General features: G+C 65.9%; 31 protein-coding genes and 1 tRNA gene. 12 read left to right on the top strand and 20 right to left on the bottom strand.

Annotated elements, in window-relative coordinates; all coding sequences use genetic code 11:
• Window positions 1-15: 15 nt before the first annotated feature.
• The 5 genes from cysS to ACHMXB_RS21095 form a co-directional block, all read right to left on the bottom strand.
• Window positions 16-1470 carry a cysteine--tRNA ligase gene (cysS, locus tag ACHMXB_RS21115; protein ID WP_395401631.1) on the bottom strand — a complete coding sequence of 485 codons (1455 nt, stop codon included), beginning with the start codon at window positions 1468-1470 and terminating at the stop codon, window positions 16-18.
• Window positions 1471-1502: 32 nt separating this feature from the next.
• Window positions 1503-1829: a hypothetical protein gene (locus ACHMXB_RS21110; RefSeq protein ID WP_111901962.1), complete on the bottom strand. Its 327-nt coding sequence runs from the start codon at window positions 1827-1829 to the stop codon at window positions 1503-1505.
• Between the two features lie 100 nt (window positions 1830-1929).
• Window positions 1930-2442, bottom strand: coding sequence for a 2-C-methyl-D-erythritol 2,4-cyclodiphosphate synthase (gene ispF / locus ACHMXB_RS21105; protein ID WP_395401629.1), 513 nt, complete (start codon window positions 2440-2442; stop codon window positions 1930-1932).
• 23 nt (window positions 2443-2465) lie between these two features.
• Window positions 2466-3248: a 2-C-methyl-D-erythritol 4-phosphate cytidylyltransferase gene (ispD, locus tag ACHMXB_RS21100; RefSeq protein ID WP_395401627.1), complete on the bottom strand. Its 783-nt coding sequence runs from the start codon at window positions 3246-3248 to the stop codon at window positions 2466-2468.
• Window positions 3249-3420: 172 nt separating this feature from the next.
• Window positions 3421-3903 (bottom strand): CarD family transcriptional regulator, encoded by a 483-nt coding sequence (locus ACHMXB_RS21095; RefSeq protein WP_003801164.1) that lies wholly within the window; start codon window positions 3901-3903, stop codon window positions 3421-3423.
• A gap of 325 nt (window positions 3904-4228) precedes the next feature.
• Here ACHMXB_RS21095 and ACHMXB_RS21090 point away from each other — a divergent pair, with 325 nt between their 5' ends.
• The gene (locus tag ACHMXB_RS21090) at window positions 4229-4801 is read left to right on the top strand and encodes a hypothetical protein (protein WP_395401625.1); all 573 of its coding nucleotides are present in this window, start codon (window positions 4229-4231) and stop codon (window positions 4799-4801) included.
• A gap of 147 nt (window positions 4802-4948) precedes the next feature.
• Here ACHMXB_RS21090 and ACHMXB_RS21085 read toward each other — a convergent pair whose 3' ends face one another.
• On the bottom strand, window positions 4949-5629 hold the full coding sequence (locus ACHMXB_RS21085) for a response regulator transcription factor (protein WP_214855331.1): 681 nt from the start codon (window positions 5627-5629) through the stop codon (window positions 4949-4951).
• Window positions 5626-6897, bottom strand: coding sequence for a sensor histidine kinase (locus ACHMXB_RS21080; protein ID WP_395405391.1), 1272 nt, complete (start codon window positions 6895-6897; stop codon window positions 5626-5628). Before ACHMXB_RS21080 ends, ACHMXB_RS21085 begins: the two co-directional genes overlap by 4 nt.
• Window positions 6898-7100: 203 nt before the next feature.
• Between ACHMXB_RS21080 and phoU the strand changes: the two genes are divergently transcribed.
• Window positions 7101-7763, top strand: coding sequence for a phosphate signaling complex protein PhoU (gene phoU / locus ACHMXB_RS21075; protein ID WP_395401623.1), 663 nt, complete (start codon window positions 7101-7103; stop codon window positions 7761-7763).
• Window positions 7764-7888: 125 nt separating this feature from the next.
• Here phoU and ACHMXB_RS21070 read toward each other — a convergent pair whose 3' ends face one another.
• A complete protein-coding gene (locus ACHMXB_RS21070; RefSeq protein WP_395401621.1) occupies window positions 7889-8635 on the bottom strand; it encodes a phosphoglyceromutase in 747 nt (248 codons plus the stop codon).
• 102 nt (window positions 8636-8737) lie between these two features.
• Between ACHMXB_RS21070 and ACHMXB_RS21065 the strand changes: the two genes are divergently transcribed.
• Window positions 8738-9559, top strand: coding sequence for a class I SAM-dependent methyltransferase (locus tag ACHMXB_RS21065; protein WP_395401619.1), 822 nt, complete (start codon window positions 8738-8740; stop codon window positions 9557-9559).
• A gap of 67 nt (window positions 9560-9626) precedes the next feature.
• Here ACHMXB_RS21065 and ACHMXB_RS21060 read toward each other — a convergent pair whose 3' ends face one another.
• Window positions 9627-9983: a DUF2516 family protein gene (locus tag ACHMXB_RS21060; RefSeq protein ID WP_190604694.1), complete on the bottom strand. Its 357-nt coding sequence runs from the start codon at window positions 9981-9983 to the stop codon at window positions 9627-9629.
• A 9-nt stretch (window positions 9984-9992) separates the two neighbouring features.
• Complete coding sequence (locus ACHMXB_RS21055) at window positions 9993-11177, bottom strand: trans-sulfuration enzyme family protein (protein WP_395401617.1); 1185 nt, start codon at window positions 11175-11177, stop codon at window positions 9993-9995.
• Between the two features lie 109 nt (window positions 11178-11286).
• Between ACHMXB_RS21055 and tmk the strand changes: the two genes are divergently transcribed.
• The 3 genes from tmk (at window position 11287) to ACHMXB_RS21040 (ending at window position 14729) form a co-directional block, all read left to right on the top strand.
• Window positions 11287-11952, top strand: coding sequence for a dTMP kinase (tmk, locus tag ACHMXB_RS21050; RefSeq protein ID WP_395401615.1), 666 nt, complete (start codon window positions 11287-11289; stop codon window positions 11950-11952).
• The gene (locus ACHMXB_RS21045) at window positions 11949-13091 is read left to right on the top strand and encodes a DNA polymerase III subunit delta' (RefSeq protein WP_395401613.1); all 1143 of its coding nucleotides are present in this window, start codon (window positions 11949-11951) and stop codon (window positions 13089-13091) included. The genes tmk and ACHMXB_RS21045 overlap by 4 nt, the downstream gene beginning before the upstream one ends.
• A 63-nt stretch (window positions 13092-13154) precedes the next feature.
• Window positions 13155-14729: an alpha/beta hydrolase gene (locus ACHMXB_RS21040; RefSeq protein ID WP_395405389.1), complete on the top strand. Its 1575-nt coding sequence runs from the start codon at window positions 13155-13157 to the stop codon at window positions 14727-14729.
• A gap of 54 nt (window positions 14730-14783) precedes the next feature.
• Here the strand turns inward: ACHMXB_RS21040 and ACHMXB_RS21035 are convergent, their stop codons facing one another.
• Window positions 14784-15515 carry an HAD family hydrolase gene (locus ACHMXB_RS21035; protein ID WP_395401611.1) on the bottom strand — a complete coding sequence of 244 codons (732 nt, stop codon included), beginning with the start codon at window positions 15513-15515 and terminating at the stop codon, window positions 14784-14786.
• A gap of 224 nt (window positions 15516-15739) precedes the next feature.
• Between ACHMXB_RS21035 and ACHMXB_RS21030 the strand changes: the two genes are divergently transcribed.
• A tRNA-Thr gene (locus ACHMXB_RS21030) sits at window positions 15740-15812 on the top strand.
• A gap of 380 nt (window positions 15813-16192) precedes the next feature.
• On the opposite strand, the gene ACHMXB_RS21025 is transcribed toward ACHMXB_RS21030, so the two are convergent.
• The 4 genes from ACHMXB_RS21025 to ACHMXB_RS21010 form a co-directional block, all read right to left on the bottom strand.
• Entirely contained in the window at window positions 16193-17071 is an 879-nt protein-coding gene (locus ACHMXB_RS21025; RefSeq protein ID WP_395401609.1) for a hypothetical protein, read from the bottom strand.
• 145 nt (window positions 17072-17216) lie between these two features.
• On the bottom strand, window positions 17217-17690 hold the full coding sequence (locus tag ACHMXB_RS21020; RefSeq protein ID WP_395401607.1) for an SRPBCC family protein: 474 nt from the start codon (window positions 17688-17690) through the stop codon (window positions 17217-17219).
• Between the two features lie 131 nt (window positions 17691-17821).
• Window positions 17822-18061: a helix-turn-helix domain-containing protein gene (locus ACHMXB_RS21015; RefSeq protein ID WP_395401605.1), complete on the bottom strand. Its 240-nt coding sequence runs from the start codon at window positions 18059-18061 to the stop codon at window positions 17822-17824.
• Window positions 18061-18621, bottom strand: a complete 561-nt coding sequence (locus ACHMXB_RS21010; protein ID WP_395401603.1) for a hypothetical protein — start codon at window positions 18619-18621, stop codon at window positions 18061-18063. Before ACHMXB_RS21010 ends, ACHMXB_RS21015 begins: the two co-directional genes overlap by 1 nt.
• 277 nt (window positions 18622-18898) lie before the next feature.
• Between ACHMXB_RS21010 and ACHMXB_RS21005 the strand changes: the two genes are divergently transcribed.
• Together ACHMXB_RS21005 and ACHMXB_RS21000 are read left to right on the top strand one after the other, a co-directional pair.
• Window positions 18899-19291, top strand: coding sequence for a nuclear transport factor 2 family protein (locus tag ACHMXB_RS21005; RefSeq protein ID WP_395401601.1), 393 nt, complete (start codon window positions 18899-18901; stop codon window positions 19289-19291).
• A gap of 52 nt (window positions 19292-19343) precedes the next feature.
• Window positions 19344-19628, top strand: coding sequence for a hypothetical protein (locus ACHMXB_RS21000; RefSeq protein WP_395401599.1), 285 nt, complete (start codon window positions 19344-19346; stop codon window positions 19626-19628).
• Between the two features lie 46 nt (window positions 19629-19674).
• On the opposite strand, the gene ACHMXB_RS20995 is transcribed toward ACHMXB_RS21000, so the two are convergent.
• Both ACHMXB_RS20995 and ACHMXB_RS20990 read right to left on the bottom strand, forming a co-directional pair.
• A complete protein-coding gene (locus ACHMXB_RS20995; protein ID WP_395401597.1) occupies window positions 19675-19869 on the bottom strand; it encodes a hypothetical protein in 195 nt (64 codons plus the stop codon).
• 179 nt (window positions 19870-20048) lie between these two features.
• Window positions 20049-20312, bottom strand: coding sequence for a GlsB/YeaQ/YmgE family stress response membrane protein (locus tag ACHMXB_RS20990; protein WP_003801204.1), 264 nt, complete (start codon window positions 20310-20312; stop codon window positions 20049-20051).
• A 435-nt stretch (window positions 20313-20747) separates the two neighbouring features.
• Here ACHMXB_RS20990 and ACHMXB_RS20985 point away from each other — a divergent pair, with 435 nt between their 5' ends.
• From ACHMXB_RS20985 to ACHMXB_RS20975, 3 genes are all read left to right on the top strand, one after another.
• Window positions 20748-20993, top strand: a complete 246-nt coding sequence (locus tag ACHMXB_RS20985; RefSeq protein WP_395401595.1) for a hypothetical protein — start codon at window positions 20748-20750, stop codon at window positions 20991-20993.
• Window positions 20994-21085: 92 nt separating this feature from the next.
• Window positions 21086-22174: a hypothetical protein gene (locus ACHMXB_RS20980; RefSeq protein ID WP_395401593.1), complete on the top strand. Its 1089-nt coding sequence runs from the start codon at window positions 21086-21088 to the stop codon at window positions 22172-22174.
• A 39-nt stretch (window positions 22175-22213) separates the two neighbouring features.
• Complete coding sequence (locus tag ACHMXB_RS20975; RefSeq protein WP_395401591.1) at window positions 22214-22393, top strand: hypothetical protein; 180 nt, start codon at window positions 22214-22216, stop codon at window positions 22391-22393.
• Window positions 22394-22524: 131 nt separating this feature from the next.
• Here the strand turns inward: ACHMXB_RS20975 and ACHMXB_RS20970 are convergent, their stop codons facing one another.
• The 3 genes from ACHMXB_RS20970 to ACHMXB_RS20960 form a co-directional block, all read right to left on the bottom strand.
• A complete protein-coding gene (locus ACHMXB_RS20970; RefSeq protein WP_395401589.1) occupies window positions 22525-23370 on the bottom strand; it encodes an aldo/keto reductase in 846 nt (281 codons plus the stop codon).
• A gap of 123 nt (window positions 23371-23493) precedes the next feature.
• On the bottom strand, window positions 23494-23937 hold the full coding sequence (locus ACHMXB_RS20965) for a hypothetical protein (RefSeq protein ID WP_395401587.1): 444 nt from the start codon (window positions 23935-23937) through the stop codon (window positions 23494-23496).
• Between the two features lie 6 nt (window positions 23938-23943).
• A complete protein-coding gene (locus tag ACHMXB_RS20960) occupies window positions 23944-24684 on the bottom strand; it encodes a bacterial proteasome activator family protein (RefSeq protein ID WP_395401585.1) in 741 nt (246 codons plus the stop codon).
• Between the last annotated feature and the right edge of the window lie 17 nt (window positions 24685-24701).

The following is a 24701-nucleotide window of genomic DNA, read 5'->3' as shown; positions in this document are numbered from 1 at the left end:
TGCTGAGCCCTGAGGCTAGCCGCGCTGCAGGCTCCAGGTGGCGCCGTCGGCGTTGTCTTCGACCAGGACGCCGGCCGCGGCCAGGGTGTCCCGGATGGCGTCGGAGGCAGCCCAGTCCTTCTTGGAACGGGCTTCGGCGCGGGCGGCGAGCTGCGCTTCGATGAGCGTGCCGAGCGCACTGGTGGCCTGGTCGTCGACGGCGGGCTGCGCGGCGTCGCTGATGCCCAGGACCCGGAGCATGTCGGTCACGCTGGCCAGGGCCTGCCGCGTCGCCGCCAGGTCGCCATCGGTGAGGGCTGAGTTTCCGGCCCTCACCGTGTCGTGCAGCGCCGCGAGGGCCTGCGGGACGTTGAGGTCGTCGTCCATTGCAGCGGCGAACGCCTCCGGAACGGTGCCGTGGCTGCCAAACAGCAGGGCACCGTCGGAGGACAGCGCGCGGACCGCGCGGGCGAGGAAACCATCAATGCGTTCGACGGCGGCCGCGGCCTCCTGCAGCGACGTCGGCTGGTAATCCAGCACCGAGCGGTACTGTGCCTGGCCCAGGTAGTAACGGACCACGCGCGGCGGCGCGATTTCCAGCATCTCGGCCGGGCTGACGGTGTTGCCGACGGACTTCGACATTTTCTCGCCCTGGTACGTGACCATGCCGTTGTGCATCCAGAAGTTGGCAAAGCCGTGGCCTGCCGCCTGGGACTGGGCCATCTCGTTTTCGTGGTGCGGGAAGCGCAGATCGAGGCCGCCGCCGTGGATGTCGAATTCGGTGCCAAGGTATTTCGTGACCATCGCCGAGCATTCGAGGTGCCAGCCCGGACGGCCGGTGCCCCACGGGGACACCCAGCTCGCCGTCGTCGGCTCCCCCTCCTTGTAGCCCTTCCAGAGGGCGAAGTCGCGGGGGTCCTTCTTGCCGCGCGGGTCCGCGTCCGCGGCACCCTGCATGTCATCAATCTTCTGCCGCGTCAGCGCGCCGTACTTGTTCCAGGAGCGCACGTCGAAGTAGACGTCCCCGGAGCCATCAAGGGCCGGGTACGCGTGCCCCCGGTCGATCAGCTGCTGGATCAGTGCGTGCATCTCCGGGATGTGCCCCGTTGCCCGCGGCTCGTACGTTGGCCGGGACACGCCGAGGGTGTCATAGGCCTTGAGGAATTCCTGCTCGTAGCGGTAGGCCAGCGCCCACCATTCCTCTTCCGGCACGGCGCCGGGCTCCTGCTCGAAGTCGGGGTGGAAGGAGGCCTCGGACTTGGCGAGGATCTTGTCGTCGATGTCGGTGACGTTCCGGACCACTGTGACGCGGAAGCCGCGGTATTCGAGCCAGCGGGTGAGCTGGTCGAAGGCGATGGCGGAGCGGATGTGCCCCACATGCGGCATGCCCTGCACGGTGGCACCGCAGTAATAAAGGCTTACCTTGCCCGGTACCAGGGGAACGAAGTCGCGGACTTCGGCGGATGCAGTGTCGTAAAAGCGCAGGGTCACCGCTCCAGATTAGCCGATGCCAATGTTCCCGCTTACTTGCAGACTTCGCCGATCCGGTTGTTCTGCCGGGCGAGTTCAGCCGTCTGCTCCGAACTCTTGTTGCCCAGGGAAGTGCCGGCCACCTGCTTCATGATGTCGGCCATCTTCTGGATGGGGTCGGCGACGTTCTGGGCCACCTTGTCGGCGACCTCCTGGTAATGCTTGGCGATCTGGTCGGCCTGCTGCTGCTGGTTGCCCGTGGGCTTGAACGTGTCGCCCTGCAGGAACTTGCAGCTCTCCTCCACGCTCATGCGGGGGCTGCCGGCACAGCCGGCCAGAAGCATCCCTGCGATCACGACGGCGGGAAGCAGCTTTTTCACGGCGGGTCTCCTGGGATTGCGGTACTGGTGCTTCTTCCAGCGTAGGTGATTTGGCTGCAGGTGCGGACAGCCGCCCCGGGGGCCGGTTACGTCGGGACCGCTACGCCGCCGGGTAGACCAGGGCCGTAGCCACCGCGGAAATGCCTTCGCCGCGGCCGGTGAAGCCGAGGCCGTCGCTGGTGGTGGCCGTAACGCTGACCGGGGCGCCCGCGGCCTCGGTGAGGACTCGCTGGGACTCTTCCCGGCGCGGGCCGAACTTGGGCCGGTTGCCCACGAACTGCACTGCAATGTTGCCAATTTCGAAGCCTGCCGCCCTGACGATCCGCGCTGCTTCGGCCAGGAGTGTGACTCCGGAGGCCCCGGCGAATTCGGGCCGGTCTGTGCCGAAGTGGGTGCCCAGATCGCCGATCCCACAAGCGGAGAACAGTGCGTCGGCAGCAGCGTGGGCCACGGGATCGCCGTCGGAATGGCCGGCGAGGCCCCGCTCCCCCTCCCAGAAAAGCCCGCCGAGCCAGAGCGGCTGCGGGTCGCTGTCCGGGGCAAAGGCGTGCACGTCGATGCCGATGCCTGTCCGGGGCAGGAGTACCGGGGTCCGCGAAGCGTTGGGGGTCATGGCGCCTTCCGTCATGGGGTTTGTCAGCCCTCCACCCAGCGGGTGCCGAGGGGTCCCTCGAGCAGGCCCTCGGCGATGATGAGGTCCAGCGGTGTGGTGATCTTCAGGGACTGGCTTGCCCCCCGGACGGCATGCACCGGCACGCCGAGGAGCTCCACCAGCATGGCGTCGTCCGTAACGGCGGCGGCCTGGCTCTCATCGAAGCCCGAGGCCGCCTGGTGCGCCTGCCGAAGCACGGAGAGCTTGAAGCCCTGCGGAGTCTGGACTGCCCGGAGCTCCTCACGGGGCGCGGTTCCGGTGACGAGTTCAGGTGCGATGTCCGTGGCCGGGCCCTCGGTGGCGGCGACCGTCTTGACCGTGTCCACCACCGGAATCACCGGAATCACCGCATCGGCGCCGGCCGCCAGGGCCTGGGCCACCCGGTGGAAAACCTGCTCCGGAGCCAGGGCACGGGCGGCGTCATGGACCAGAACCGCTTCGGTCCCGTCCTCGACGGCGGCCAGAGCGGAACGGACGGAATCCGCCCGGGACGCCCCGCCGTCGACCATTGTCAGGAGCGGGCCGCCGTCGACCAGCTCCACCCGGAAGTCTTCGCAGAGCCGGCGGAGGTCCTCATCACCGGCTGGCAGCGCGATGCAGACCTGGCTGGCAATGCCTGCCGCGACGATCCCGCGGAGCGCGTGCATCAGGATCGGTTCACCGCCCAACGGCACGGCGGCCTTGGGCATGCCATACCCCAGCCGCTGCCCGGACCCGGCGGCGACGAGGATCACGGCGGTCACGGGGGGCTTGGGTGCAGTGTTCATGCGCTCTAGCCTACGTCCCAGCCGCACTCCCCCTCCATCACCCGGCTGCTCCCAACCAAGTAGCAGCTGCGGGCGTTCTCACCGCTGGGAACGCCCTGACGTGCTACCTGGATGGGTGTTTTTGGGCAAGAAGAAACCCCGGCGGCACTCTGCCACCGGGGTTCAATTCTTGTTAGGAAGCCAAGACCTCGTCGAGAACGCTTGCAGCCTTCTCTTCGTCGGTCTTTTCAGCCAAGGCCAATTCTGAGATCAGAATCTGCCGGGCCTTGGCAAGCATTCGCTTCTCGCCTGCGGAAAGGCCCCGGTCGTGATCCCGGCGCCACAGGTCGCGGACGACCTCTGCAACCTTGATGACGTCACCGGAAGCAAGCTTCTCCAGATTTGCCTTGTAACGACGCGACCAGTTGGTGGGCTCCTCAGTGAACTCGGCACGGAGCACGTCAAACACGTGCTCCAGACCGTCTTTGCCCACTACGTCGCGAACCCCAACAAGGTCAACGTTCTCTGCTGGAACTTCAATGGTCAGATCACCCTGAGCCACCTTGAGCTTGAGATACATCTTCTCTTCGCCCTTGACAGTGCGCATCTTGATTTCTTCAATTTTTGCTGCACCGTGGTGAGGGTAAACTACTGTCTCGCCGACCTCAAAAACCATGTGGACTTTCCCCTTTCCCGCAGACCAGTTTATCACGATTAAGGCATATGACTGGCACGGATACGGTCGCAGAACCCCGTAAATCCGCGGAAAATAGCCGAAATCGGCCGCTCAGACCCCTTGACGAATGCGAACAATAGTGCATCGCATGCGGGCCCACAAGCGTTACGCGCGGGTAATTGCGGGTCCCGGCGGCGGGCCTGAGGACCTCTCAAGGAGGCGCCGGAACGGGCGGTCATGTGGAGGGACCGAATCCTTGTTTGGTCCTCTTTGCCGATAGGCTATGCCTGAAAACTGTTTCAAGACTTTTCGAGGAGTGCGTGACGTGCGTTTCACTGCGATGAACCGGGGCCAGAGCGGCAAGATGGCAATGGCGGCAGCCGCCCTGAGTGCCGGCCTGCTGGCCCTGACGGGCTGCGGCTACATCAACGCCCAGCAGACCTCTCACCAGTACGCTGCCTCCGACGGAACCCGCGCCGAGGTCGGACCGGTGCAGCTGCGCAACATGCTGATCGTTTCCGCGGGCGAGAACCAGCCGGGCCGCGTCATAGGTGCCGTCTACAACTCCTCGTCCAAGGACGTCAAGGTCACCCTCAAGGGAGCCGAAGGTGCGCAGACTGAAGTTTCCGTGAAGCAGAACGCCTACACCCTGCTGAATGAATCCGCGGACGAAGCCATTTTGAGCACTTCCGGCGGCAAGCCCGGATCCCTCGTGGATATCCAGGTGACCGAGGACGGCACCAACGTCAACAAGACCGTGAAGATTCCCGTGGTGGACGGCACGCTGAAGGAATACGCCGCCTACCTGCCCGGCGGCACGCCGAGCGGGTCTGCCACGCCAAGCGAGACTGCCACGCCGAGCGACACTGCCTCCGCCACGCCCACCGCAAGCCACTAGCAGCGCAGGCCACTGACGGTCGCCTAGTAGGGCAGCAAGACGAAAAAGGAGGGGTTCCCGGCCGGGAACCCCTCCTTTTTCGTGTTTGTAGATGCTTCGCGTTGTCGGTGCCAGCCCGGGCGCCTCGCCCGGGCCAGCCGCAAACTCCTACGGCTCGAACTTGTAGCCCAGTCCGCGCACGGTGACGAGGTACCGCGGCAGGGACGGGTCGGGCTCGATCTTGCTGCGCAGCCGCTTCACGTGGACGTCGAGCGTTTTCGTGTCGCCCACATAGTCGGAGCCCCAGACCCTATCGATCAGCTGGCCCCGGGTCAGCACGCGGCCGGAGTTGCGCAGCAGCATCTCCAGCAGTTCAAACTCCTTCAGCGGCAGCGACACCTGCTCGCCGTCGACGCTCACCACATGCCGCTCGATGTCCATCCGCACGGGGCCGGCGTGGACGGTGGAGGCGATGAGTTCCTCCGGTTCGCCCTGGCGCCGCAGCACCGCGCGGACGCGGGCTACCAGCTCGCGGGAGGAGTAGGGCTTGGTGACGTAGTCGTCCGCGCCCAGCTCCAGCCCGACGACCTTGTCGATCTCGGTGTCCTTGGCGGTCAGCATGATGACCGGGACGGTGGAGCGCTGACGCAGCTGCCGGCAGACCTCCGTGCCGGACTGCCCCGGCAGCTGCAGGTCGAGCAACACGAGGTCTGCCCCGTTGCGGTCGAATTCCGTGATGGCGTCGAGGCCGTTGTCCACGACCTCCACCTCGAATCCTTCCTTGCCCAGTAAATAGGACAGGGGATCGCTGAAAGACTCCTCATCCTCGACAATAAGAATCCTGCTCAAGCGTTAGCTCCTCGTTCGTGGACGCCGGCGGCGTCGTGTGGTTCGGTGGCCTGTTGCGGCCGGTCGGGCCGGCCCTGCGGTGAGTCGGGGGCCAGGGTGCTGGCGTCCTGGACAGTACGGGCGCGCGGTTCCGGCGCGGACGGGTCTTCCTGCCCTTCCATCTCCGGCAGCCGGAGGGTGAACGTGGAGCCCTGGCCGGGCTGGGACCAGAGCGTGACTTCCCCGCCGTGGTTGGAAACAACGTGTTTGACGATGCTCAGGCCCAGGCCGGTTCCGCCGGTGTGGCGGGACCGGGCCGCGTCCACCCGGTAGAAACGCTCGAACACGCGTTCCTGGTCCTCGGGTGACAGGCCCCCGCCCTGGTCCGTGACGGAGACTGAGACCAGTCCTTCCCTGGACCGGACGCCGATGCCCACGCGGGTGTTCTCCGGCGAATACCGGATCGCGTTGTCGATGAGGTTGCGCAGCGCCGTGACCAGCAGGTCCTGGTCGCCGTAGACCTTCGCCTCCGCACGGCCGCCAATGACGATCTGGATATTCTTGCTCTCGGCGGGCAGCTGCGACCGGTCCACGGCTTCGGAGATGACGTCGTTGATGTCCACAGGGTGCCCCTGCTGCGCCACGTTCGCGCCCTGCAGCCGTGACAGCTCAATGATGTCCTGTACCAGCGCGGCGAGGCGGGCCGATTCCTTGTGCATGCGCTTGGCGAAGCGGCGGACGGCGTCCTCGTCATCCGCCGAAGATTCCAGCGCTTCAGCCAGCAGGGAGATGGCGCCCACCGGCGTCTTCAGTTCATGGGACACGTTGGCCACGAAGTCGTTGCGGATCTCCTCGGTGCGGGTGATCTCGGTGCGGTCATCGGCCAGCAGGACGATGTATTCCTCACCCAGCATTGCTGCCCGGACCTGCACGATGATGGTTCCCTGGCCGAGCGGCCCCCGTGGCAGTTCAAGCTGCCTCTCCAGGATGACGCCGTCCCGCCGGACGTTCGCCGTCATGTCGAGCAGCTCGCGGTGCACCACCGTGTGGCCGCGCACCAGGCCGTAGGCGTAGGCCGCCGGGCTGGCCCGGACCACGCCGTCGATCGCGTCCACCACCACAAACGCCTGCCCGACGACGGCGAGGACCTCCGCGGACCCAGGGGGCAGCGCCGGTTCGTCGTATTCAATGTCCACGAGCTCGCGCTGCTTCTCGCTGGCCCGGAAGGCGAGCACGCCAAAGACGCCGAACGACAGGCCCAGCAGGCCGGCGATGACACCTAAGAGCATTGGATCCACGCCTCCAGCTTATGCTTCCGGGAACCCCCGATATCCGATAAAAGGCCCACGCGGTGCGGATTCAGCTAACGTTCATCTTGAGGTGTGTAACAGTTCACCGAACACTGGAAGAGTGTGCGGTTGGACTGCCGGAACGGTGACACGAAATTCTGACCGCCGCGGCGGGGCGGAGTTTCCAAGGAAAGGACGCCTACGTGCGCAAGGTTTTTCAGGAGGAGCTGGCCCATGTGGGCGAGGACCTCATCGAGATTTCAAAGCTGGTCAGTGAAGCGATCGGAAAGGCAACGACGTCGTTCGAGAGTGCCGACGTCGATCTGGCCCAGGACGTCATCGCCGCGGACGCCAGGATCGACTTCCTGCAGAACAGCCTCGACGAGCGCGCCATCGACATCCTCGCCCTGCAGGGCCCCGTGGCCAGCGACCTGCGCATGATCGTCGGGTCGCTGCGGATGAGCGCCTCCCTGGAGCGAATGGGCGACCTCGCCCGCCACATTGCCCAGCTGGCCCGGCTGCGCTTTCCCGCCATGGTGATCCCGGAGTCCCTGACCGGGACTTTCAAGAGCTTCGCCGAGCACGACATCGAGATTGCCAACAAGCTCACCCAACTGCTGGAGACCCGCGACCTGGAGGTTGCCCGCGACATCCTCAAGGCCAACTCCGCGGTGAACGACCTCCACCTCAGTGTCTTCAAGGCGATCGCCCGCCCCGACTGGCAGGAATCCCCGGCAACCACCGTGGACGTTGCCCTGGCCAGCCGCTACTTCGAGCGGTTCGCGGACCACGGCGTGTCCGTGGCGCAGAAGGTCACCTACCTCGTGACCGGCGCCTGGCACCCGAACAGCATCGAGCACGGCTGACAACAACTCCACCGGATTAAGCGAACTCCACCGAATTAAAGCGGACGACGCCGGCTGGTCACCTGAGGTGACCGGCCGGCGTCGTCCGTTTTGGTTTCGTCAGCTAAACGAGCGGGCTGAAAACTCTACTTCTTGCCCTGGTTGGCGACGGCCAGGATGGCCTGCTCTGCAGCCTCGGGATCGAGGTAGGTGCCGCCCGGGGTGATCGGCTGGAAGTTCTCGTCCAGGTCGTAGACCAGCGGGATGCCCGTGGGGATGTTCAGGCTGGCGATGGCGTCATCGCTGATTCCGTCCAGGTGCTTGACCAGGGCGCGCAAGGAGTTGCCGTGGGCGGTGACCAGGACGGTCTTGCCGGCCTTCAGGTCTTCCTTGATGTCCGATTCCCAGTACGGGAGCAGGCGGATGAGGACGTCCTTGAGGCACTCGGTGCGGGGCATTTCGTCGCCGAGATCCGCGTAGCGCGGATCGCGGGACTGGGAGAACTCGCTGCTGTCGTCCAGGGGCGGCGGCGGGGTGTCGTAGGAACGGCGCCACAGCATGAACTGGTCCTCGCCGAATTCGGCCAGGGTCTGGGCCTTGTCCTTGCCCTGCAGGGCACCGTAGTGGCGCTCGTTCAGGCGCCAGTCGCGCTTGACGGGGATCCAGCCACGGTCGGCCTTGTCCAGGGAGATGTTGGCCGTGTTGATGGCACGCTTCAGGAGCGAGGTGTAGAGGATGTCCGGGAGAATGTTGTTCTCAACCAGCAGTTCCCCACCGCGTGCTGCTTCCTCGCGGCCCTGGTCGTTCAGGTCTACATCCACCCAGCCGGTGAACAGGTTCTTGGCGTTCCATTCGCTGTGGCCGTGGCGCAGCAGAATCAGCTTGTAAGTCATGATTTTCATCCTAGCCGAGCGCGGCCCACGGGTGCCGAGAGTTACATCACGCGGCAGGACCGCCCGCAGCCCGCAGGCAGGGCGCCCCGTTAAGCTGGTGCCGTGGTGCAGAAAGCAGAGCGGGTGGTGACCAAGCGGAGCAGCCGGGGCAGGCCGGTGGGCAACGTGACCCGCGGCACCACCAACCCGAACCGAATGCGCCGGCTGGACCGGTGGCTCGCCGGGCCGCAGGCCTGGCGCCTCCGGAGGGCGGCTGACCCGCTCGTGGTGGACCTGGGCTACGGCGCTTCGCCGGCCACCGCCGTCGAACTCTTTGAACGGCTCCGGGCGGTACGGCCGGATGTGCGCGTCTGCGGGATCGAGATTGAGCCGGAACGCGTGCGCGCCGCGAAGGCCCTGGAGCGCCCGGGCCTGAGTTTCCACAATGGCGGATTCGAACTTCCGGTGCCCGGGAATCCTGTATTTGTGCGGGCGTTTAACGTGCTGCGCCAGTACGAGGAAGCGGATGTCCGCGGCATCTGGGAACTGGTGCAGGGGCGGCTGGCTCCGGATGGCCTGTTCATCGACGGGACGTGCGACGAGATTGGCCGCCGCTCCGCCTGGATTGCCCTTGATGCTGAGCGGCCGCTGAGCCTCACCATGTCAGTGCGGTTCGGGAGTTTCGGGCTGCCGTCCGAGGTCGCGGAACGCCTGCCCAAGGCCCTCATCCACCGCAATGTCCCCGGCGAACGCGTCCACACGCTGCTGCAGGCGATGGACCGGGCATGGCTCGAGGCGGCGCCGCTCGCACCCTTTGGGAACAGGCAGCGGTGGACGGCCATGTGCCGGGCGCTGTTCGACGGCGGGTGGCCGGTGCAGGATGGCCCCTCGCGCTGGCGGCTGGGGGAACTTACCGTCGGCTGGGAAGCTGTGGCGCCGGGCTAAAGCACCGGAAGCAGGGTGCTGGGCCCACGCCGGCAGGGTTCCGGTGTTGCGCCCATGCCGGCTGGGACTACCAGGGGCCGTAAGGGCCCATGTTCCGGCTGCCGCCGCGGCCGGCGTCCTTCACGGCCGGGCGGACGTCAGCCAGGTAGACGGAGGCCGCAACCACGGCTCCGAGGCCAAACAGGCCAAGCGGGCCAAGGAGGCCGCCCGATCCGCCGCCAAGCACGGACAGCGCGCCGACGGCCAGGCTGCCGCCGGTCAATGCAAGCCAGAAGGTCTTGGTGCGCTTGCCGACAGCTTCAAAGGCGTTGGCCCGGTGGCGGACGCAGTCAAAGAAGGCCCACACCTCGAGGGCCAGTGCGATCAGCCCCAGGATGTAATAGACCGTGCTCTCAACATAGAAAATCAGTAGTCGTCCGTCCACCAGCCCAGCCTATCGGTCCAGCGCGTCCAGCGCCTGCTTCAAATCGGCCCAGAGGTCCTCGACGTTTTCGATGCCGACGCTCAGGCGCACCAGGTTTTCGGGGACGCTGACCGGTTCCGCAGCGTGCCGGCGCCGCCGCTCGATGAGCGACTCAACGCCGCCAAGGGAGGTGGCCGGCAGCCACAGGTTCAGGGCACGCACCAGCTTGTCCGCAGTTTCGGAAGCGCTGAGCCCGCCGGCGGCCGCAACCTGGACGCAGAGGATGGAGCCAAAGCCACTCATCTGGGACTTGGCCAGATCGTGGCCGGCATCCGACACCAGGCCCGGATAGCGCACATTCTCCAGGGCCGGGTGTGCGCTGAGACGTTCGGCCAGCACCGCTGCCGATGCCTGGGAACGCTCAATCCGCAGGGCCAGCGTCCGCAGGCCGCGCAGCGCCAGCCACGCTTCGAAGGGACCGGCGATTCCACCATGGATGATGCGGTGGTGAAGAAGAGTTTCGCGCAGTTCCGCGTCAGAGGTCACCAGGGCGCCCAGAACCACATCGGAGTGGCCGGCCAGGTACTTGGTCACCGAGTGAAGCACGACGTCGGACCCCAGGCTGAGCGGCTGCTGCACCAGAGGAGTGGAGAAGGTGTTGTCCGTGACGACGACGGCACCGGCCTCGTGGGCTGCCTGCGTCAGCGCCCGGATGTCCGCGATGCCGAGCATCGGGTTGGTGGGGCTTTCCAGCCACAGCATGTCTGCAGGTTTGCCGTCCTGCGGGGCCATCTGGGCCCGGACAGCTTCGGTATCCGCGATGTCCACGGTGCGGAGTTCGAGGAGACCCTTTTCGGCCAGCTCTGCAGCCATGACCAGCGAACCGGAATAGCTGTGGGACGGCATCACCAGGACGCCCCCGTTGGGGATCAGCGAGAGCGCGGAGCTGACCGCGGCAAGGCCCGAGGAGTAGAGGAGGCCCGGCAGCGCGGCGCCTTCGAGCTGGCCGAGGGCCTCTTCGAACGGGTCCCACGTGGGGTTCGAGTAGCGGCCGTAACCCCGGTCGCCGTCGTCGAGCGCGCCGGTCCCGAAATAGGTCGACGAGAGCACGATGGGCGGGTTGACGGGCGCATCGTGTTCACGCGGCGGACGGCCGGCGGCCACAACCACCGTCTCGGCGGACAGGGATGCGGCATGCTGATCGGAAAGACTCATGGTCAAAGGGTACGTTGGGTGCCTGCCCGCTGCGAAAGCGGCTGCTTCCGGCCGGACGCGGAAGCGGGCGCGGGGCATTTCCGTCGATGGAAATCGGTAGGCTGGATAAGTGAATACGCAGAGCTCCGGACTTTTCATCGCCTTCGAAGGCGGTGACGGTGCCGGCAAGTCAACCCAGGCGGCCCGGCTGGCCAGCTCGCTGGAATCGCGCGGCCTCACCGTGCTGCGCACCCGGGAACCCGGCGGGACGCCCATCGGCGAGAAGCTCCGTTCCCTGGTGCTGGACCACGGCCATGGCCACATCGACGCCCACACCGAAGCCCTCATCTTCGCCGCCTCCCGCGCCGCGCACGCCAGCCAGATCATCAGGCCGGCCCTGGCCCGCGGCGAGGTGGTGCTCACGGACCGCTATATCGACTCCTCGGTGGCGTACCAGGGCGCCGGCCGCGGCCTCGGCACGGACGCCGTGCGGAGCGTCAACGAGTGGGCCACATCCGGTCTGCAGCCGGACCTGACGGTACTCCTGGATGTCCACCCGGCCGAGGGCCGCAGCCGCCGCATCGCCGGGGATGCTGCCGAGGACCGGCTGGAATCGGAAGCCGACGAATTCCACGCCCGGATCCGCCAGGCGTTCCTGGACCTCGCCGCCGCCAGGCCGGATAAATACCTGGTGCTGGAGGCAGGACGGCCCGTCGAGGACATCGCGGGACTGATCCTGGCGCGCGTCGAGCAGCTCCTCGCACGAACCGGCGCGGACCGGCAGGGACAGCCATGACCGTCTGGGACGACCTGCAGGGCCAGCCTGCCGTCGTCGCCCAGCTGCGGCAGGCCGCCATGGGTGAGGGGCTCACGCATGCCTGGCTGTTCACCGGACCTCCGGGCTCCGGCCGCTCCAACGCGGCCAAGGCCTTCGCCGCGGCACTGAACTGCGACCAGGATGACGTCACCATGCGCGGCTGCGGCACCTGCCCGGCGTGCCTGACCATCCTGGGTGAAACCCACGCCGACGTCTCCTTTGTGCGCACCGAAAAGGTGACCATCACCATCGACGAGGCCCGTGAACTCGTGGCCACTGCCGGCAACCGGCCGTCCTCAGCCCGCTGGCGGATCATCGTGGTGGAGGACGCCGACCGCATGGCGGAGCGCACCACCAACGTGCTGCTCAAGGCCATCGAGGAGCCCACCCCCCGCACCATCTGGATGCTGTGCGCCCCCTCCCCCGCGGACGTCCTGGTGACCATCCGCTCGAGGTGCCGGGCAGTGGCGCTGCGGCTTCCGCCCGCCGCAGACGTGGCGGCCCTGCTGGTGAAGCGCGACGGCGTGGACCCGGCCCTTGCTGAGCGGGCTGCGCGGGCCGCCCAGAGCCACGTGGGCATCGCCCGCCGTTTGGCCCGGGATAGCGAGGCCCGGGAACGGCGCCTGGAGACCGTCCGGTTCCCGCTGGGCCTGCGCGGCATTACGGCCGCCGTGATGATGGCTGATAAACTCGTGAAGATCGCCACCGAGGAGGCTACCAGCTCCAATGAGGAGCGTGACGCCGCCGAGAAGGCCGCCCTGCTGGCAACGCTGGGTGCCCCCGAGACCGGGACCCTGCCGCCTGCCATGCGCAGCCAGGTGAAGCAGCTCGAAGACGATCAAAAGAGGCGGGCAAAGCGTTCCATCACCGATTCACTCGACCGGACATTGACTGACCTTCTCTCGTTCTACCGGGACGTTCTGATCATCCAGCTGGGGAACGCCGTCGAACTCGTGAACGTTGAACTCAGGAGCGAGCTGGAGGAGTTTGCCCAACGGTCCGGGCCCGAAGTCACACTCGCCCGGATGGACGCCATCAACAACGCCCGCAAGCGCATCACCACCACCAACGTCGCACCCCTGCTGGCCGTAGAGTCAATGGCCGCGAGCCTGATCTAAGCCATGCACCGCCCACCCTCTGACTGACCACGCTGACGCCGCCTACAAGGAGAACACCGCATGATGTCTGCACCGCCCCTGTCCTCGCGCCCCCGGACCCTCGCGGGCGGGATGCGGGCGGCCGGCGCCATGGCGTTGGCCCTGCTGCTGGCATCGTGCAGTGCCCTTGGCCTCTCCAAGGACGAGTCCTCCCAGGGCGGCTCCACCGGGCAGGCCGACCCCTCGATAGCGGCGGCCGCGCCCAAAGGGCTGAAAGACTTCTACTCCCAGACGATTGTCTGGAAGCCCTGCGAGGACAAGCTGCAGTGCGCCAAGGTCAAGGTGCCGGTGGACTACGCGAAACCGGACGGCGACACGATTGAACTCGCTGCTGTGAAGATCGCCAGCAACGGGAACAAGAAGCAGGGCAGCCTGCTGGTCAACCCCGGCGGACCGGGCGCATCCGGCTACGACTTCGTGAGGGACGCCGGCAACAGTAATTTCTCCGAGACGGTACGCGCCAACTACGACCTCATCGGTTTCGACCCCCGCGGCGTCAAGCGCTCGGCACCTGTCACCTGCCTCACCGACAAGGAACGGGACGAGGCGAGGGCAAAGGTCTACACGCCGGAAACCGACGCCGGGCTGGCAGTTCTCCGCGCCGATAACAAGGTCATCGCCGCCAAGTGCGCTGAGCAAACGGGCGCGGTGCTTGGCCACATTGACACCGTCAGCGCGGCTAAGGACCTCGACGTCCTGCGCGCCGTGCTCAACGACTCCAAACTCAACTACATGGGTTTTTCCTACGGCACCTTCCTGGGCTCCACCTACGCGTCGCTCTTCCCGGACAATGTGGGGCGCATGGTCCTCGATGGCGCCATCGATCCGTCCCTCAGCGCTGAGGAGCTGACTCTGGGCCAGGCCCGGGCCTTCGAGAAGGCGCTGCGTGCCTACGTGGAACATTGCCTTGGGCAGGAGGGGTGCCCCCTGAGCGGAACGGCCGACGACGGCCTCCAGCAGATCCGCGACCTCATCAACTCCGTGATCCAGACTCCGCGGACGGCCAAGGACGGCCGACAGGTGGGCGGCAATGCCTTCGTCAGCGGCATCGTCGTTCCGCTGTACGCCAACGAAAACTGGCCGGCTCTGACGCAGGCATTGGACGCGGCCATGAAGGGCGACGTCAGCCCCATGCTTCGCCTGGCCGACCTCGGCGCGAACCGGTCCCCCAGCGGCAAATACACGTCCAACACGGCTCTTGCCTTCAGCGCCATCAACTGCCTGGACTACCCCACCAGCAGCGATCCCGCGGCCATGCGTGCCGAGGAGCAGCGGCTTCGTGAGGCCTCCCCCACGCTGGGCTACTTCTTCGCGTACGGCGGGGCGAACTGTGCGGACTGGCCGTACAAGAACATCCGGACCCCCTCCGCCGTCAAGTACAGCGGCTCCGCACCGATCGTCGTCGTCGGTACCACCGGCGACCCGGCAACGCCGGTGGAGTGGGCGAGCGAACTGCGGAAGCAGCTGGGCAACGCGTCTCTGCTCACCTTCAAGGGTGAGGGCCACACGGCCTACGGCCGGTCCAACACCTGCATCACCAGCGCCGTGGACAAGTACCTCGTGGACGGCAAGAAGCCGGCGGACAACACCGTCTGCTGACCCCGAACCTCAGGTTGCCTGGGAAGCGAGCCGCTCCAGGAGCGCCGGGAAGTGCTAAATGGAGGGCAGGACGTGGGTGGCACCCGCGCCGCGAAGCGCCGCGTCGGAATGCGACCCCGTCAGCACCCCGGCAGCAACCGACGCCCCGGCGCGGAGGCCGGAGTGGATGTCCGCGGCGGAGTCCCCCACCACGGCCACTCTCCGGACGTCGTCAATGTCGAGGGCCAGGACGGCTGTCAGCACCATGTCCGGGAACGGCCTGCCCCTGCCGGCGTCCGAGGGGCATAGGCTGAGGTCCGCCAGACCCATCCAGCCCAGCGATTCGAGCACCATGTTCTGTGTGTGGCGCCCGAAGCCTGTAGCCATGCAGACCTTGATGCCGGCGTCCCGGAGCCACCCGATGGTGTCCTCGGCCCCCGGGACGGCCCGGACTCCGCCGTCGGCGATGAGTTCATCGCAATTAAGCTCGAACCTCCTGTTGGCACTTGTGGCCGCCTGGGGGTCGTCGAACAGTTCGGCGAAAACCGTCATCCGGGAGATGCCCGAACGCTCCCTCGCGTAGCGCAGCATGCCTTCAAATCGCGCAGAGCCGGCCGGGACACCCTGCTCCACCAGCGTGCGGGACATCGCGCGGTCCATGAGGCAGCCGTCGTACACGGTTGTTCCCACCATGGCCAGCACCGCCAGCCGGACGGGCTGGCCCTGCTCCGCCGCCTCCGCATCTGCATCCGCCGAGCGGGCAGCGCATACAGTGCTGCCGGTTGAAATGGTGCTGTTAACTGTCATGGTTGAGCTCCTTTGCCGCTGGTGCGCAGGCATTCTGCGACACACTGTCGGATCCAGCATTCCCGCCGTTGCTGTGGGTGGCCTAAACCGGATACAACGGCGGAATGAACGTCCTGCCAACGTCAATCGACGCCAGCGGGGCGTCCATTTTGACCCGGACACGGGGACTCTATTACAGTTGTCTCTTGCATGAACCGGCCGGTTTCCCGGCTGATTGGTGCGGTGCTTCCTTAGCTCAGTCGGTAGAGCGTTTCACTCGTAATGAAAAGGTCATCAGTTCGATTCTGATAGGAAGCTCGGGAAGAACCCCGTATTGTCGCTCGTTCGGCGGCGGTACGGGGTTTTTTGCTGGTTTCGCCTGAAGGCGCCATTCGCCAGGGCACAGCTTTGGCGCCCGCCGGCGCACACATCCGTTTCACCCGGATCCACGCGGGTCATCTGAGACCTAGGCCAAATCTTGCATCGCACGCCGCGGGCCGGGTTTTTCTTGAGCCAGTATTGATCGGCATCCGATGGAACCTTGAGTCAACAACGTCAAAGTGTTGGTTACCGGCACGGAAGACCGGTCGTACGAAGTCCGCAGGTCGGGCCAACAGATAACCCACACACGTCCCCTCCGTCGTTTGGCCCCAGAACCGCGGCGGAGGGGGCCCACCTGTAGGCAGACGCCACGACAGCTAAGCGGGGGCGCACGCCGCTGTCACAAAGTCGTGAATCTGCCCACGCAATGCCGTGCCGGCAGCGATGTTCAGCTGCCCCTCGCGGTCTCCCACACTCACATGCAGGGGCAGCAGCGTGCCCACTTTGTCCTCGGCGATGGCATGCGGATCGCAGCGGGCGGGCCGGATCCGCAGGGGCAGTTCAGAGCGCGGCGCGCCCTGAACGATACGGACATTCCGTGGCCATGGCTCGTCCGCCGGTTCGGCAATCAGGGTGGTCCCGTCGATGCTCGCGATGGTCACCGACCCAACGTCCGCGCCGGCGCCGGCCGCTTTTTTCGGGGTGATGACCAGCCGCACGACGGCGGTGCGGGAGTCCGGCGCAACCTCAAGTCTGGGGTCCAGGACAATGTCCGCCACGGCGGCGGCCTCCGCCGCCAGGCACAGCTCCCTGTTATTTCGCTCCAGGACCCCGAAGGGGTCGACGGCGATCGGCGCCACCTCCCGCAGACCGGGCCGCCCGGCCTCCGAATATCGCACCGTGGCCACTGGTTGCTGCGTGACTGGCTGCTGCGCGGTCGATAGTTGCGTGGCTGCGTTCCGGCCGCAGACGGGTGCCGGCAGCCGCGCAGGAAGGCTCTTAGGCTGGCCGGGTGGGAGTTCGAGGCTGCCGCCCGTCGGCTCCCACAGGATGTTCCCCTGAAACAGTGGCGACGCCAGTTGCGCCGCGGCCACTGTCAGGGGCCCGCCGGACATGTTGGTGAACATGATCTGGATGGCCTGTTTCCCGTACTGGTCGCGCGACTGGTTCACCTCCACCGCTATCGGCAGCGGTCCGGCAGACTCCTGCGGCTCCGGCGCGGAGCACCCCGCCAGCGGAGGGACCGCCGTCGCCATGGCAACCGCCGCCAGAACGGTCAGCCGGCGGCGTGCGCGCGCAGGGGACCTGCTCGTACGAGACTCCTGCCGAGGGGGCCTCTGCATATTAGGGCACGGGCCGTGGACCTGTTGTTCACACAACGGTTCCACGGCCCGTGGTTTTCTAGAACTGCCCGGTGGGGCCGCTGTCCTCGACCTCGCCGCGCCAGCCGCCGGTTTCCGTGCCGCGTGACTCGATGAAGTCCTTGAATTTCCGCATGTCGGCCTTGACCTGCATTTCGTCAATCTTCAGGGCCGCTCCTGCTTTCTCCGTGACGGTTTCCGGCGCCCATTCGAAGTGGACCTTCACCTTGGTGTGATTGGCATCCAAGGGGGTGAACCTGATGATGCCGGCATGGGACTTGCCGTCGGTGCTGCGCCAGGCGATCCGATCATCAGGTTCCTGGTCAACTATCTCCGTATCAAATTCCCGTTTCACGCCGCCGACCTTCGTAACCCAGTGATTGGTGGTATTGGTCAGCTGGGTTACAGATTCGACGCCGGACATGAACTGCGGAAATGATTCGAACTGCGTCCACTGGTTGTAGGCCGTATGGACCGGAACTGCGACATCAACGGTCTCTTCAACAGTTTCCATCTGCTTCCTCCTGTCATTACGGATGGGCCCGATTTCGGACCCGCGGCAGCCGCCGTGGTCCCCCACAGCTACCGCCACCTGAACGGTAGGTCCGGCGGCTTCCTGTGTCCAGACCCCGCACACGATTGGATTTAGGGACTGCCGGCTGTGCTGCCCGCCGTGACCAGGAGGTCCCCAACCTGGCATTCCAGGGCGTCACAGATGGCCGTCAGGGTGGAGAACCTGATCGCCTTGGCCCTGTCATTTTTCAGCACCGACAGGTTTACCAGGCTGACGCCGACCCGCTTGCTCAGGTCGGTCAGTGTCATCCCGCGGTCTGCCAGCAGCTCGTCGAGCCGGCAATGGATTCCTGAGGTTTCGTCCGCCGGCATCAGACCAGGCCCTCGGTGTCCTTCTGCAGCCTGCGGCCAAACTCGAAGACCCCGGCGACAAGAAGCAGGGCGGTGCCCAGGACCAGAGGACCGACATTAAAGTCCAAAGAGAAGAAGTAGTCCTCCCCCGGCTCGTGCCCGTTCGCTCCGACCAGGTCTGCCAGCCGGCTCCGCGCGAGGGAATCGAGAATCTGCCCCACCGTCCCGGCCAGTGCGAGGACGAATCCCCCGGCACCAACGAGCCAGGCAGAACCACGTGTGAAAAGAATTTCACTCCGGAGCCGGTAGGCCAGCAGGAAGATCAGCGCCAGAACGGCAAGAATGCCGAGTTGGTTCAGAGTCCCAGCCCAGGCCAGCAGTGCGGCCGGGCCGGGAGGGAGCACCGGGACGGTCGCATCGAGGGCGGTGTAGTGGCCGGTGGCACCCAATGACAGCCCGGACAAGGCTTGGCGCGTCGAAGTCACAGGAAGCGTGAGCGTCACCGGACCTGCAGCTGAAGCAACGATGCCCCACACCGTGAGCGCCGTCGTCGTGACTGCTCCCGCTGCCGAGGCAATCATCAGAAAAAGCGCATCTCTTCTGGACACGATCATTTTCCGGCCTGGAGCCGGAACGGCGCGCCTTGTAACTTTCATCAATCCCCCAGTTATCGCCACTCGTTAATAACGATAAACGATAACCCAGGGCCTGATGGGGCCTGAGTCAACGCCCTTCGGGCGGCGGCCTGCTGCCCTCCCCAGGGCAAAAAAGAGCAAACAAATGATCATCGACATGGTCCTCGCACAGGCTTAACCTTTCCTCGCTGGGACCCAACAACAACGACAGTGAGGTAGCGAAATGGGAACCCGGGAAGACGTTGATTTGGTTCGTCGAGGCTACGAGGCGTTCGGCGCAGGTGACATGGACGCCCTTCGCAGCCTGTTCGCGGAGGACGCCGTCTGGCACCTGGGAGGAAGCGGCGGGCTATCCGGTGACAAGCAGGGCCTGGACGCCATCCTCGCCTATCTCGGCGAACTGTTCACACGATCGGACGGCACAGTCAGAGTCGATTTGGATGATCTGATCGGCGGGGAAAATCACACCGTTGGCTTCCAGAGGGTGCATGCGCAACGCAACGGGGTGGCCATGGACCAACGCGCCGTCATCGTCTTCGCGCTCAAGGACGGGAAAGTCACCGAAGTGTATGAATTCCCGGAGGATACCGCCAAGGCCGCCGAATTCTGGTCCTGACGCCATGGCAGATGCGATGAAGTCCCTTGCCGAGACTTTCAAAAATGTGGGCGTGTCCCGGGCTTATGGGGAGCCGATCCGGCTTGACGGGAAAGAACTCGTTCCCGTCGCGCTGGTCTCCTTCGGCTTTGGCGGAGGCACCGAAGGCGGCGACCCGGACGCAGCGGGCTCCGGCGGCGGTGGAGGGGGATTCGTCTTTCCCCTGGGGGTTTACACCCACGACGACGGCGGCCGGCTGACTTTCCGTCCGAATCCCCTGTCGCTGACCGCTTGCCTGGTACCGCTCGTATGTGCCGTCGGCCTTGCACTGCGCGGCGCACTCCGGGCACGGCGGTAGCGCCCCCCAATTCCTGACCGAAAAAGCCAGTCGCGGCCGGAAGTCGCTACGCGACGTCGTCGGCGATGTTCCGGTCCGACAGGTGGGCCAGCAGGGCCTTTTCCGGATTGCCGGGGTGCTCCTCGAGATGGCGCAACAGGCTGACGCGCACTTCCGGGCCTGTGGCAACCGCCGAAAGAACATCGATAATGACATCCATGACCTGACGGCGCATCGTCCAATCTTCCGAAGCGTACGTCATGTGCACCTCCCATCCGGCCGCGAGCCCTGTCCCCCGACTGTTCTTTCGACAGATACTGCTCTCTTGAGCGATATCGTCGCTTCCGGTGTTCCCCCTTGGCTGCGGGGACACCGGAACCAGTGGGGCCGGCCCTCGTTTGGGCCGACCCCACTTGCAGATCGTGGTGCTATGAAACCAGGTCAGACCCGGCTTCTGCGTGTGACGGCGCCGTAGATCAGCAACACAATGACGGCACCGAGGATGGACAACAGCCAGGTCCGGAGGTCAAAGAAGTCACCCAACCCACCACCGAAGATGAGTGAACCAATCCAGCCGCCGAGGATAGCCCCGACAACGCCCAAGACGAGGGTGACAATCCAACCGCCGCCCTGCCTCCCGGGAAGAATGGCTTTTGCAATGGCCCCCGCAATCAGACCGAGCAGGAGAAATCCAAGAATTCCCATGACGCACTTTCCTTTCCACCAGACAGGTACCGCGGGTGTGGCACCAGCTATAGAGATGAGTTAATCAGCGTGCTTAGTAGCTGGCAAGCATCCGTTGCCTGTGCCCCGAAAATTCTCTTGTCAGGCCCGTTGGAGCGGTGCTATAAAAATCGGTATCAGCCAGCATCGGAACTGAGGTCAAGGAGGGGGTCCCCGGCAGCAAGTCAACGCCTCATAGACCGGGACGGGATACCGGTACACGCAAAAGCTGCTAGTCGGGCGGTGAGCTAATAGAGAACGCCACAGCGCAAAGTGTGCAGGTGCAGCATCATCAGCGTGCGGATCCTCTTCCCGCTAAGTGGTCCCCGGCTGCAGGAGCAGCCGGGGACCACATCACCCTAGCTGCAGAGGGGAACGCAGCATCCGGAATACCGAGCTGGTTGTGGTGGAATTCCAGTGGACCAGGCGACAATCGTCAGCTACGCCCTTGGCTATATCGCCGTCGCTATAGCCGTTTTTATTATGTTCCTGCCGGCACTCGCTGTTGTCGGCCTCCTTCTCATGGGGGTCGGCGCCGTGCAGGTGCTCCTTCTACTCATCCATGCAATGGCCGTTGGCCTCTACAAAGCTGTCCTCAGGATGTATCACCACCTGCTGGACAGGTGGCAGAGCGGCCATGGCGGCAGACTGGCCGCCCACTAGAGCGAAACCTTGCCGGGCCGAAGTGGGTCCAGCCGGAACTCTGCCCGCATGGGGCATGCTGAAACCTGCGTGCCGAAACATATGATGCTGTCATGGAGGAGGAACTGCAGCGCGCCGCCCAGGCCCTGTACGCGCTTCCGTTCGACGACTTCATCGCCGCCCGCACGGCGGCCGCCAAGGATGCCGCCGCAACCAGCAAGCCCCTTGCCCAGGCGATCCGGACCCTGCCGAAACCATCCGTGGCCGCTTGGACCGTCAACATGCTGGCGCACCATCGCCCCGAAGCCGTTCAGCAGCTCAGGGTCCTCGGCCAGAGCATGCAGCAGGCCCAGGCTTCCCTCGACGCCGCAGCCCTGCGGGAACTCGCCAAGGAACGCCGGAAGCTCCTCGGCAGCGCTGTGGGTGAAGCACGGCTCGCCGCCGAGGAACAGGGCCGGAAGATCAGCGGACCTGTGGCCACCGAAGTGGAAGAGACACTGCGGGCCGCCACGGCGGATCTGGCGGCTGCCGCCGCCGTCGAAAGCGGGCTGCTGCTCCGCGGGCTGTCCGCCGACGGCGTTGACCGGGTTGATGTGACTGACGCGGTGGCGGTTCCCTCCGCCCTCGGCCAGTTGCCGCCTCCGCCGCCCCCGCCGCAGCGACCCAGCGGAGCACAGCGCCCGGAAGTCGGCGCACAGGCTCCAGCCGGTGGGACGCAGCGCCCGAATGATGGCGGGCCGAAAAGGCGCCGGGAAGAATCTTCCGCCCCGTCGGCTCCGGCCCGCCGGGGCACACGAACGCAGCCGCCGAAGGCCGCGGACAATGCCGGCCCCGAAGAGCACGAACAGCCGCGGCTCCGGGCCGTCCGCAGCGCTCCCCGCCCTGTTCCGCCATCCCTGCTGGAGAAGGCGCAGGCGGCGCTGGCGGAAGCGGAGGAAGCGGCCGCCGATGCCGCCAGCGAGGCCGCACGCCGCGCCCAGGCCCAGGAGGACGCCGCGGCAGCCTTCGTCCAGCTCACAGCGGACGTTAACGAGACACGGCAGCGGCTCCGGACCATGGAACTCTCACTCGATGCCGCGCGCAAGCAACGCGATACCGCTGCCGCTGAGGCGAAGCAGTACGCACGGGCGGCGGAAAAAAGCGAGCGGTCGGCCATGCTGGCCAAGGAACGTGTGCTCCGTCTCCGCAACACGCCGGACTGAACTGCCAAAAATGTCAGGCCCCGGTTGCACCATGGAGCCATGGAAATTAATCAGGAGTTCCACGTAACCTACTTCGACGCCGACTGCGGCCGGATCCGCATCGAGGTCTTCGACACCGTGACGGCGGCAGAGCTTTTCGCCAGCCGCAGCATCACCGGCGAGGACAGCTGGGCCGTCGTCGACGCCGTCGCGGTCCAGCAGGAACAGCTCGCCGCCTGACCCCGGTCAAGCCTCGCCAGATAGAGCGCCGCCAGCCGAGCCTGAACAGCCGACTCAGATCAACACGGAGAGGCCCCGCCCCGTCCGCGTAAGCGAACGTGGGCGGGGCCTCTCCGGAGACAGCCTGGGAGTTAGGCGAAGTCAGAGACAGCCGGGTCCGGGCCGATCCTGCCGCTTCCTTCCGCGGTGCGGTCCAGCCCGTTGATGGCTGCAACGTCCTCAGCGTCCAGCGTGACGTTCAGGGCGTCGAAGTTCTCACGGATCCTCGATTCAGTGACGGACTTGGGGATGACGACGTTTCCGACGGCGAGGTGCCATGCGATGACCACCTGCGCGGGGGTGGCGTTGTGCTTCTGTGCGATGCCCTCAATAACCGGGTCCGCCAGGAGTTCTCCGCCCTGGCCCAGCGGCGACCAGGCCTGGGTCAGGATGCCCTGGGAGGCATTGAATTCCCGCAGTTCCGACTGGCTGAAGTACGGGTGCAGTTCCACCTGGTTGATGGCCGGAACCACGCCGGTCTCGTCGATGATCCGCTGCAGACCCTCGACGGTGAAGTTGGAGACACCGATGGACTTGACCTTGCCGCGCTTCTGAAGTTCGATCAGCGCCTTCCAGGTGTCCACGTACTTGTCCTGCTTGGGCTGGAGCCAGTGGATCAGGTACAGATCCAGTGTTTCAAGGCCCAGCCGCTCCAGGGACTCCTCGAACGCGGCAAGCGTTGATTCGTAGCCCTGGTCGGCGTTCCACAGCTTGGTGGTGATGAAGATTTCCTCCGGCGAGAGCCCGGAGCTGGCGATCGCCCGGCCGACGCCGGACTCGTTGCCGTAGATCTTGGCGGTGTCGATGTGGCGGAACCCGGCCTGGAACGCCTGGAAGACAACCTTCTCGGCTACGTCGTCTTCAACCTGCCAGACCCCGTAGCCAAGCTGCGGGATGGTGTTGCCGTCATGGAATGTCAGTGTGGGTGAAGAAGTCATTTGTCCATCCTGCCAACAATCAAACCGGGAGGGCACAGAATATGACAAAGCTAAGCTAGTCGCGTAATGACCCGTCACGAGGAATATTTCGGCGGGAGGCGAATACCGCCCGTCGGGACTCTGTCAGGAATCCGACAGGAGCCGCTCGGCGTCGGACACCTGCTCAAAAACAGTCTCCGCCCGGCGCCAGACGGAGGCCGCACCAACCGGCACGGGCCCCACGGCGAGGCGCAGCATCGCCGCCGCCTCGGCGGTGGCCGCCAGCGAGTTGCCCGCCTTGGACAGCGAGCGGTGAACACCGGACAGGGCATGCGGAATATCCAGCCCGTCGCTGGGAGACCGTCGCTGCGCCTCAACGCAAATCTCCCGGACACGGCTGGAGAGGCCGGCCAGCTGATTGGCGATCTCCACCAGCTCCGAATAGAGCTGGTCGTCCTCCACACCTTCGAGCACCTGGTGGTAGCGGTCGAGGCCGCGGTGGAACCGGTCATGGGCACGGCGCCACAAGCCCTTGCCAAGTTCGGCGTCGTCTTTCCGCCCTTGCCGGGCGGCGGTGAAAAATCCCAAAGAGGCCTACAAATACTGGCCGGGGCCGTGGTCGGGGTCTTCCTTCCGGCCCGGGTGCAGCGGGTCCGCACCGGGCTGGGGCGCCTTGGCACGCTGCGGCTCACCGTTCTCACCGATGATCACGCCGGGAGCAATGACAGTGCCCGGCGGCAGCTGCTTGAGCTGCATCTGGGCCAGGGTGTGTTCCCGGGCGGCGTGCTGGGCGGCGATCGCCGTCTGGATCCCGTGGAACAGGCCTTCCAGCCAGCCCACCAGCTGGGCCTGGGCGATCCGCAGCTCGGCATCAGAGGGAGTGGCGTTGTCCGGGAACGGCAGGCTGATCCGTTCCAGCTCCTGCACCAGTTCCGGCGCCAGACCGTCCTCAAGCTCCTTGATGGACCGCTCGTGGATCTCCGCCAGGCGCCCCCGAGCGGCGTCGTCCAAAGGCGCGGACTTCACTTCTTCCAGCAGCTGCCGGATCATGGTTCCGATCCGCATCACCTTGGCGGGTTCATCCACGAGGTCCTGCAGGTTGGCGGCCTTCGGCTTTTCCGCCTCGGCGGTGCGATCACCGGTCCCCGCATCCAGGGCGGGCCCCGCATCCAGCGTGGTGCCCTCCACCGGCTCCTCGTCCTCCGCCGGCTGCGCGGCCGGCGCCGTCGGCTGCGCTGCGGGCTCCGATGCGGCCTGAATGCCCGGCTGTTCGGGCTGGACGGCGGCCTGCGGACCTGCCGCCTGGGTGGGTTGAGTGTCTTCGGGATCGCTCATGCGTTCATACTCTCACG

The sequence above is a fragment of the Arthrobacter sp. UC242_113 genome (genome assembly GCF_044054585.1).
GTDB lineage: Bacteria > Actinomycetota > Actinomycetes > Actinomycetales > Micrococcaceae > Arthrobacter.
This window is presented reverse-complemented; position numbering and strand designations above follow the sequence as displayed.

What these genes read in the sequence shown, in the direction of transcription:
- ACHMXB_RS20995 (WP_395401597.1), bottom strand. Translation starts at nt 19,869, where the DNA reads ATGACGTACGCTTCGGAAGATTGGACGATGCGCCGTCAGGTCATGGAT.
- ACHMXB_RS20980 (WP_395401593.1), top strand. Translation starts at nt 21,086, where the DNA reads ATGGAGGAGGAACTGCAGCGCGCCGCCCAGGCCCTGTACGCGCTTCCG.
- ACHMXB_RS21040 (WP_395405389.1), top strand. Translation starts at nt 13,155, where the DNA reads ATGTCTGCACCGCCCCTGTCCTCGCGCCCCCGGACCCTCGCGGGCGGG.
- ACHMXB_RS21045 (WP_395401613.1), top strand. Translation starts at nt 11,949, where the DNA reads ATGACCGTCTGGGACGACCTGCAGGGCCAGCCTGCCGTCGTCGCCCAG.
- ACHMXB_RS21005 (WP_395401601.1), top strand. Translation starts at nt 18,899, where the DNA reads ATGGGAACCCGGGAAGACGTTGATTTGGTTCGTCGAGGCTACGAGGCG.
- ACHMXB_RS20970 (WP_395401589.1), bottom strand. Translation starts at nt 23,370, where the DNA reads ATGACTTCTTCACCCACACTGACATTCCATGACGGCAACACCATCCCG.
- ispF (WP_395401629.1), bottom strand. Translation starts at nt 2,442, where the DNA reads ATGACCCCCAACGCTTCGCGGACCCCGGTACTCCTGCCCCGGACAGGC.
- ACHMXB_RS21025 (WP_395401609.1), bottom strand. Translation starts at nt 17,071, where the DNA reads ATGGCGACGGCGGTCCCTCCGCTGGCGGGGTGCTCCGCGCCGGAGCCG.
- ACHMXB_RS21035 (WP_395401611.1), bottom strand. Translation starts at nt 15,515, where the DNA reads ATGACAGTTAACAGCACCATTTCAACCGGCAGCACTGTATGCGCTGCC.
- ACHMXB_RS21080 (WP_395405391.1), bottom strand. Translation starts at nt 6,897, where the DNA reads ATGCTCTTAGGTGTCATCGCCGGCCTGCTGGGCCTGTCGTTCGGCGTC.
- ACHMXB_RS21095 (WP_003801164.1), bottom strand. Translation starts at nt 3,903, where the DNA reads ATGGTTTTTGAGGTCGGCGAGACAGTAGTTTACCCTCACCACGGTGCA.
- ACHMXB_RS20990 (WP_003801204.1), bottom strand. Translation starts at nt 20,312, where the DNA reads ATGGGAATTCTTGGATTTCTCCTGCTCGGTCTGATTGCGGGGGCCATT.
- ACHMXB_RS20960 (WP_395401585.1), bottom strand. Translation starts at nt 24,684, where the DNA reads ATGAGCGATCCCGAAGACACTCAACCCACCCAGGCGGCAGGTCCGCAG.
- ACHMXB_RS21010 (WP_395401603.1), bottom strand. Translation starts at nt 18,621, where the DNA reads ATGATTGCCTCGGCAGCGGGAGCAGTCACGACGACGGCGCTCACGGTG.
- ACHMXB_RS21055 (WP_395401617.1), bottom strand. Translation starts at nt 11,177, where the DNA reads ATGAGTCTTTCCGATCAGCATGCCGCATCCCTGTCCGCCGAGACGGTG.
- ACHMXB_RS21020 (WP_395401607.1), bottom strand. Translation starts at nt 17,690, where the DNA reads ATGGAAACTGTTGAAGAGACCGTTGATGTCGCAGTTCCGGTCCATACG.
- ACHMXB_RS20975 (WP_395401591.1), top strand. Translation starts at nt 22,214, where the DNA reads ATGGAAATTAATCAGGAGTTCCACGTAACCTACTTCGACGCCGACTGC.
- ACHMXB_RS21015 (WP_395401605.1), bottom strand. Translation starts at nt 18,061, where the DNA reads ATGCCGGCGGACGAAACCTCAGGAATCCATTGCCGGCTCGACGAGCTG.
- ispD (WP_395401627.1), bottom strand. Translation starts at nt 3,248, where the DNA reads ATGAACACTGCACCCAAGCCCCCCGTGACCGCCGTGATCCTCGTCGCC.
- ACHMXB_RS21070 (WP_395401621.1), bottom strand. Translation starts at nt 8,635, where the DNA reads ATGACTTACAAGCTGATTCTGCTGCGCCACGGCCACAGCGAATGGAAC.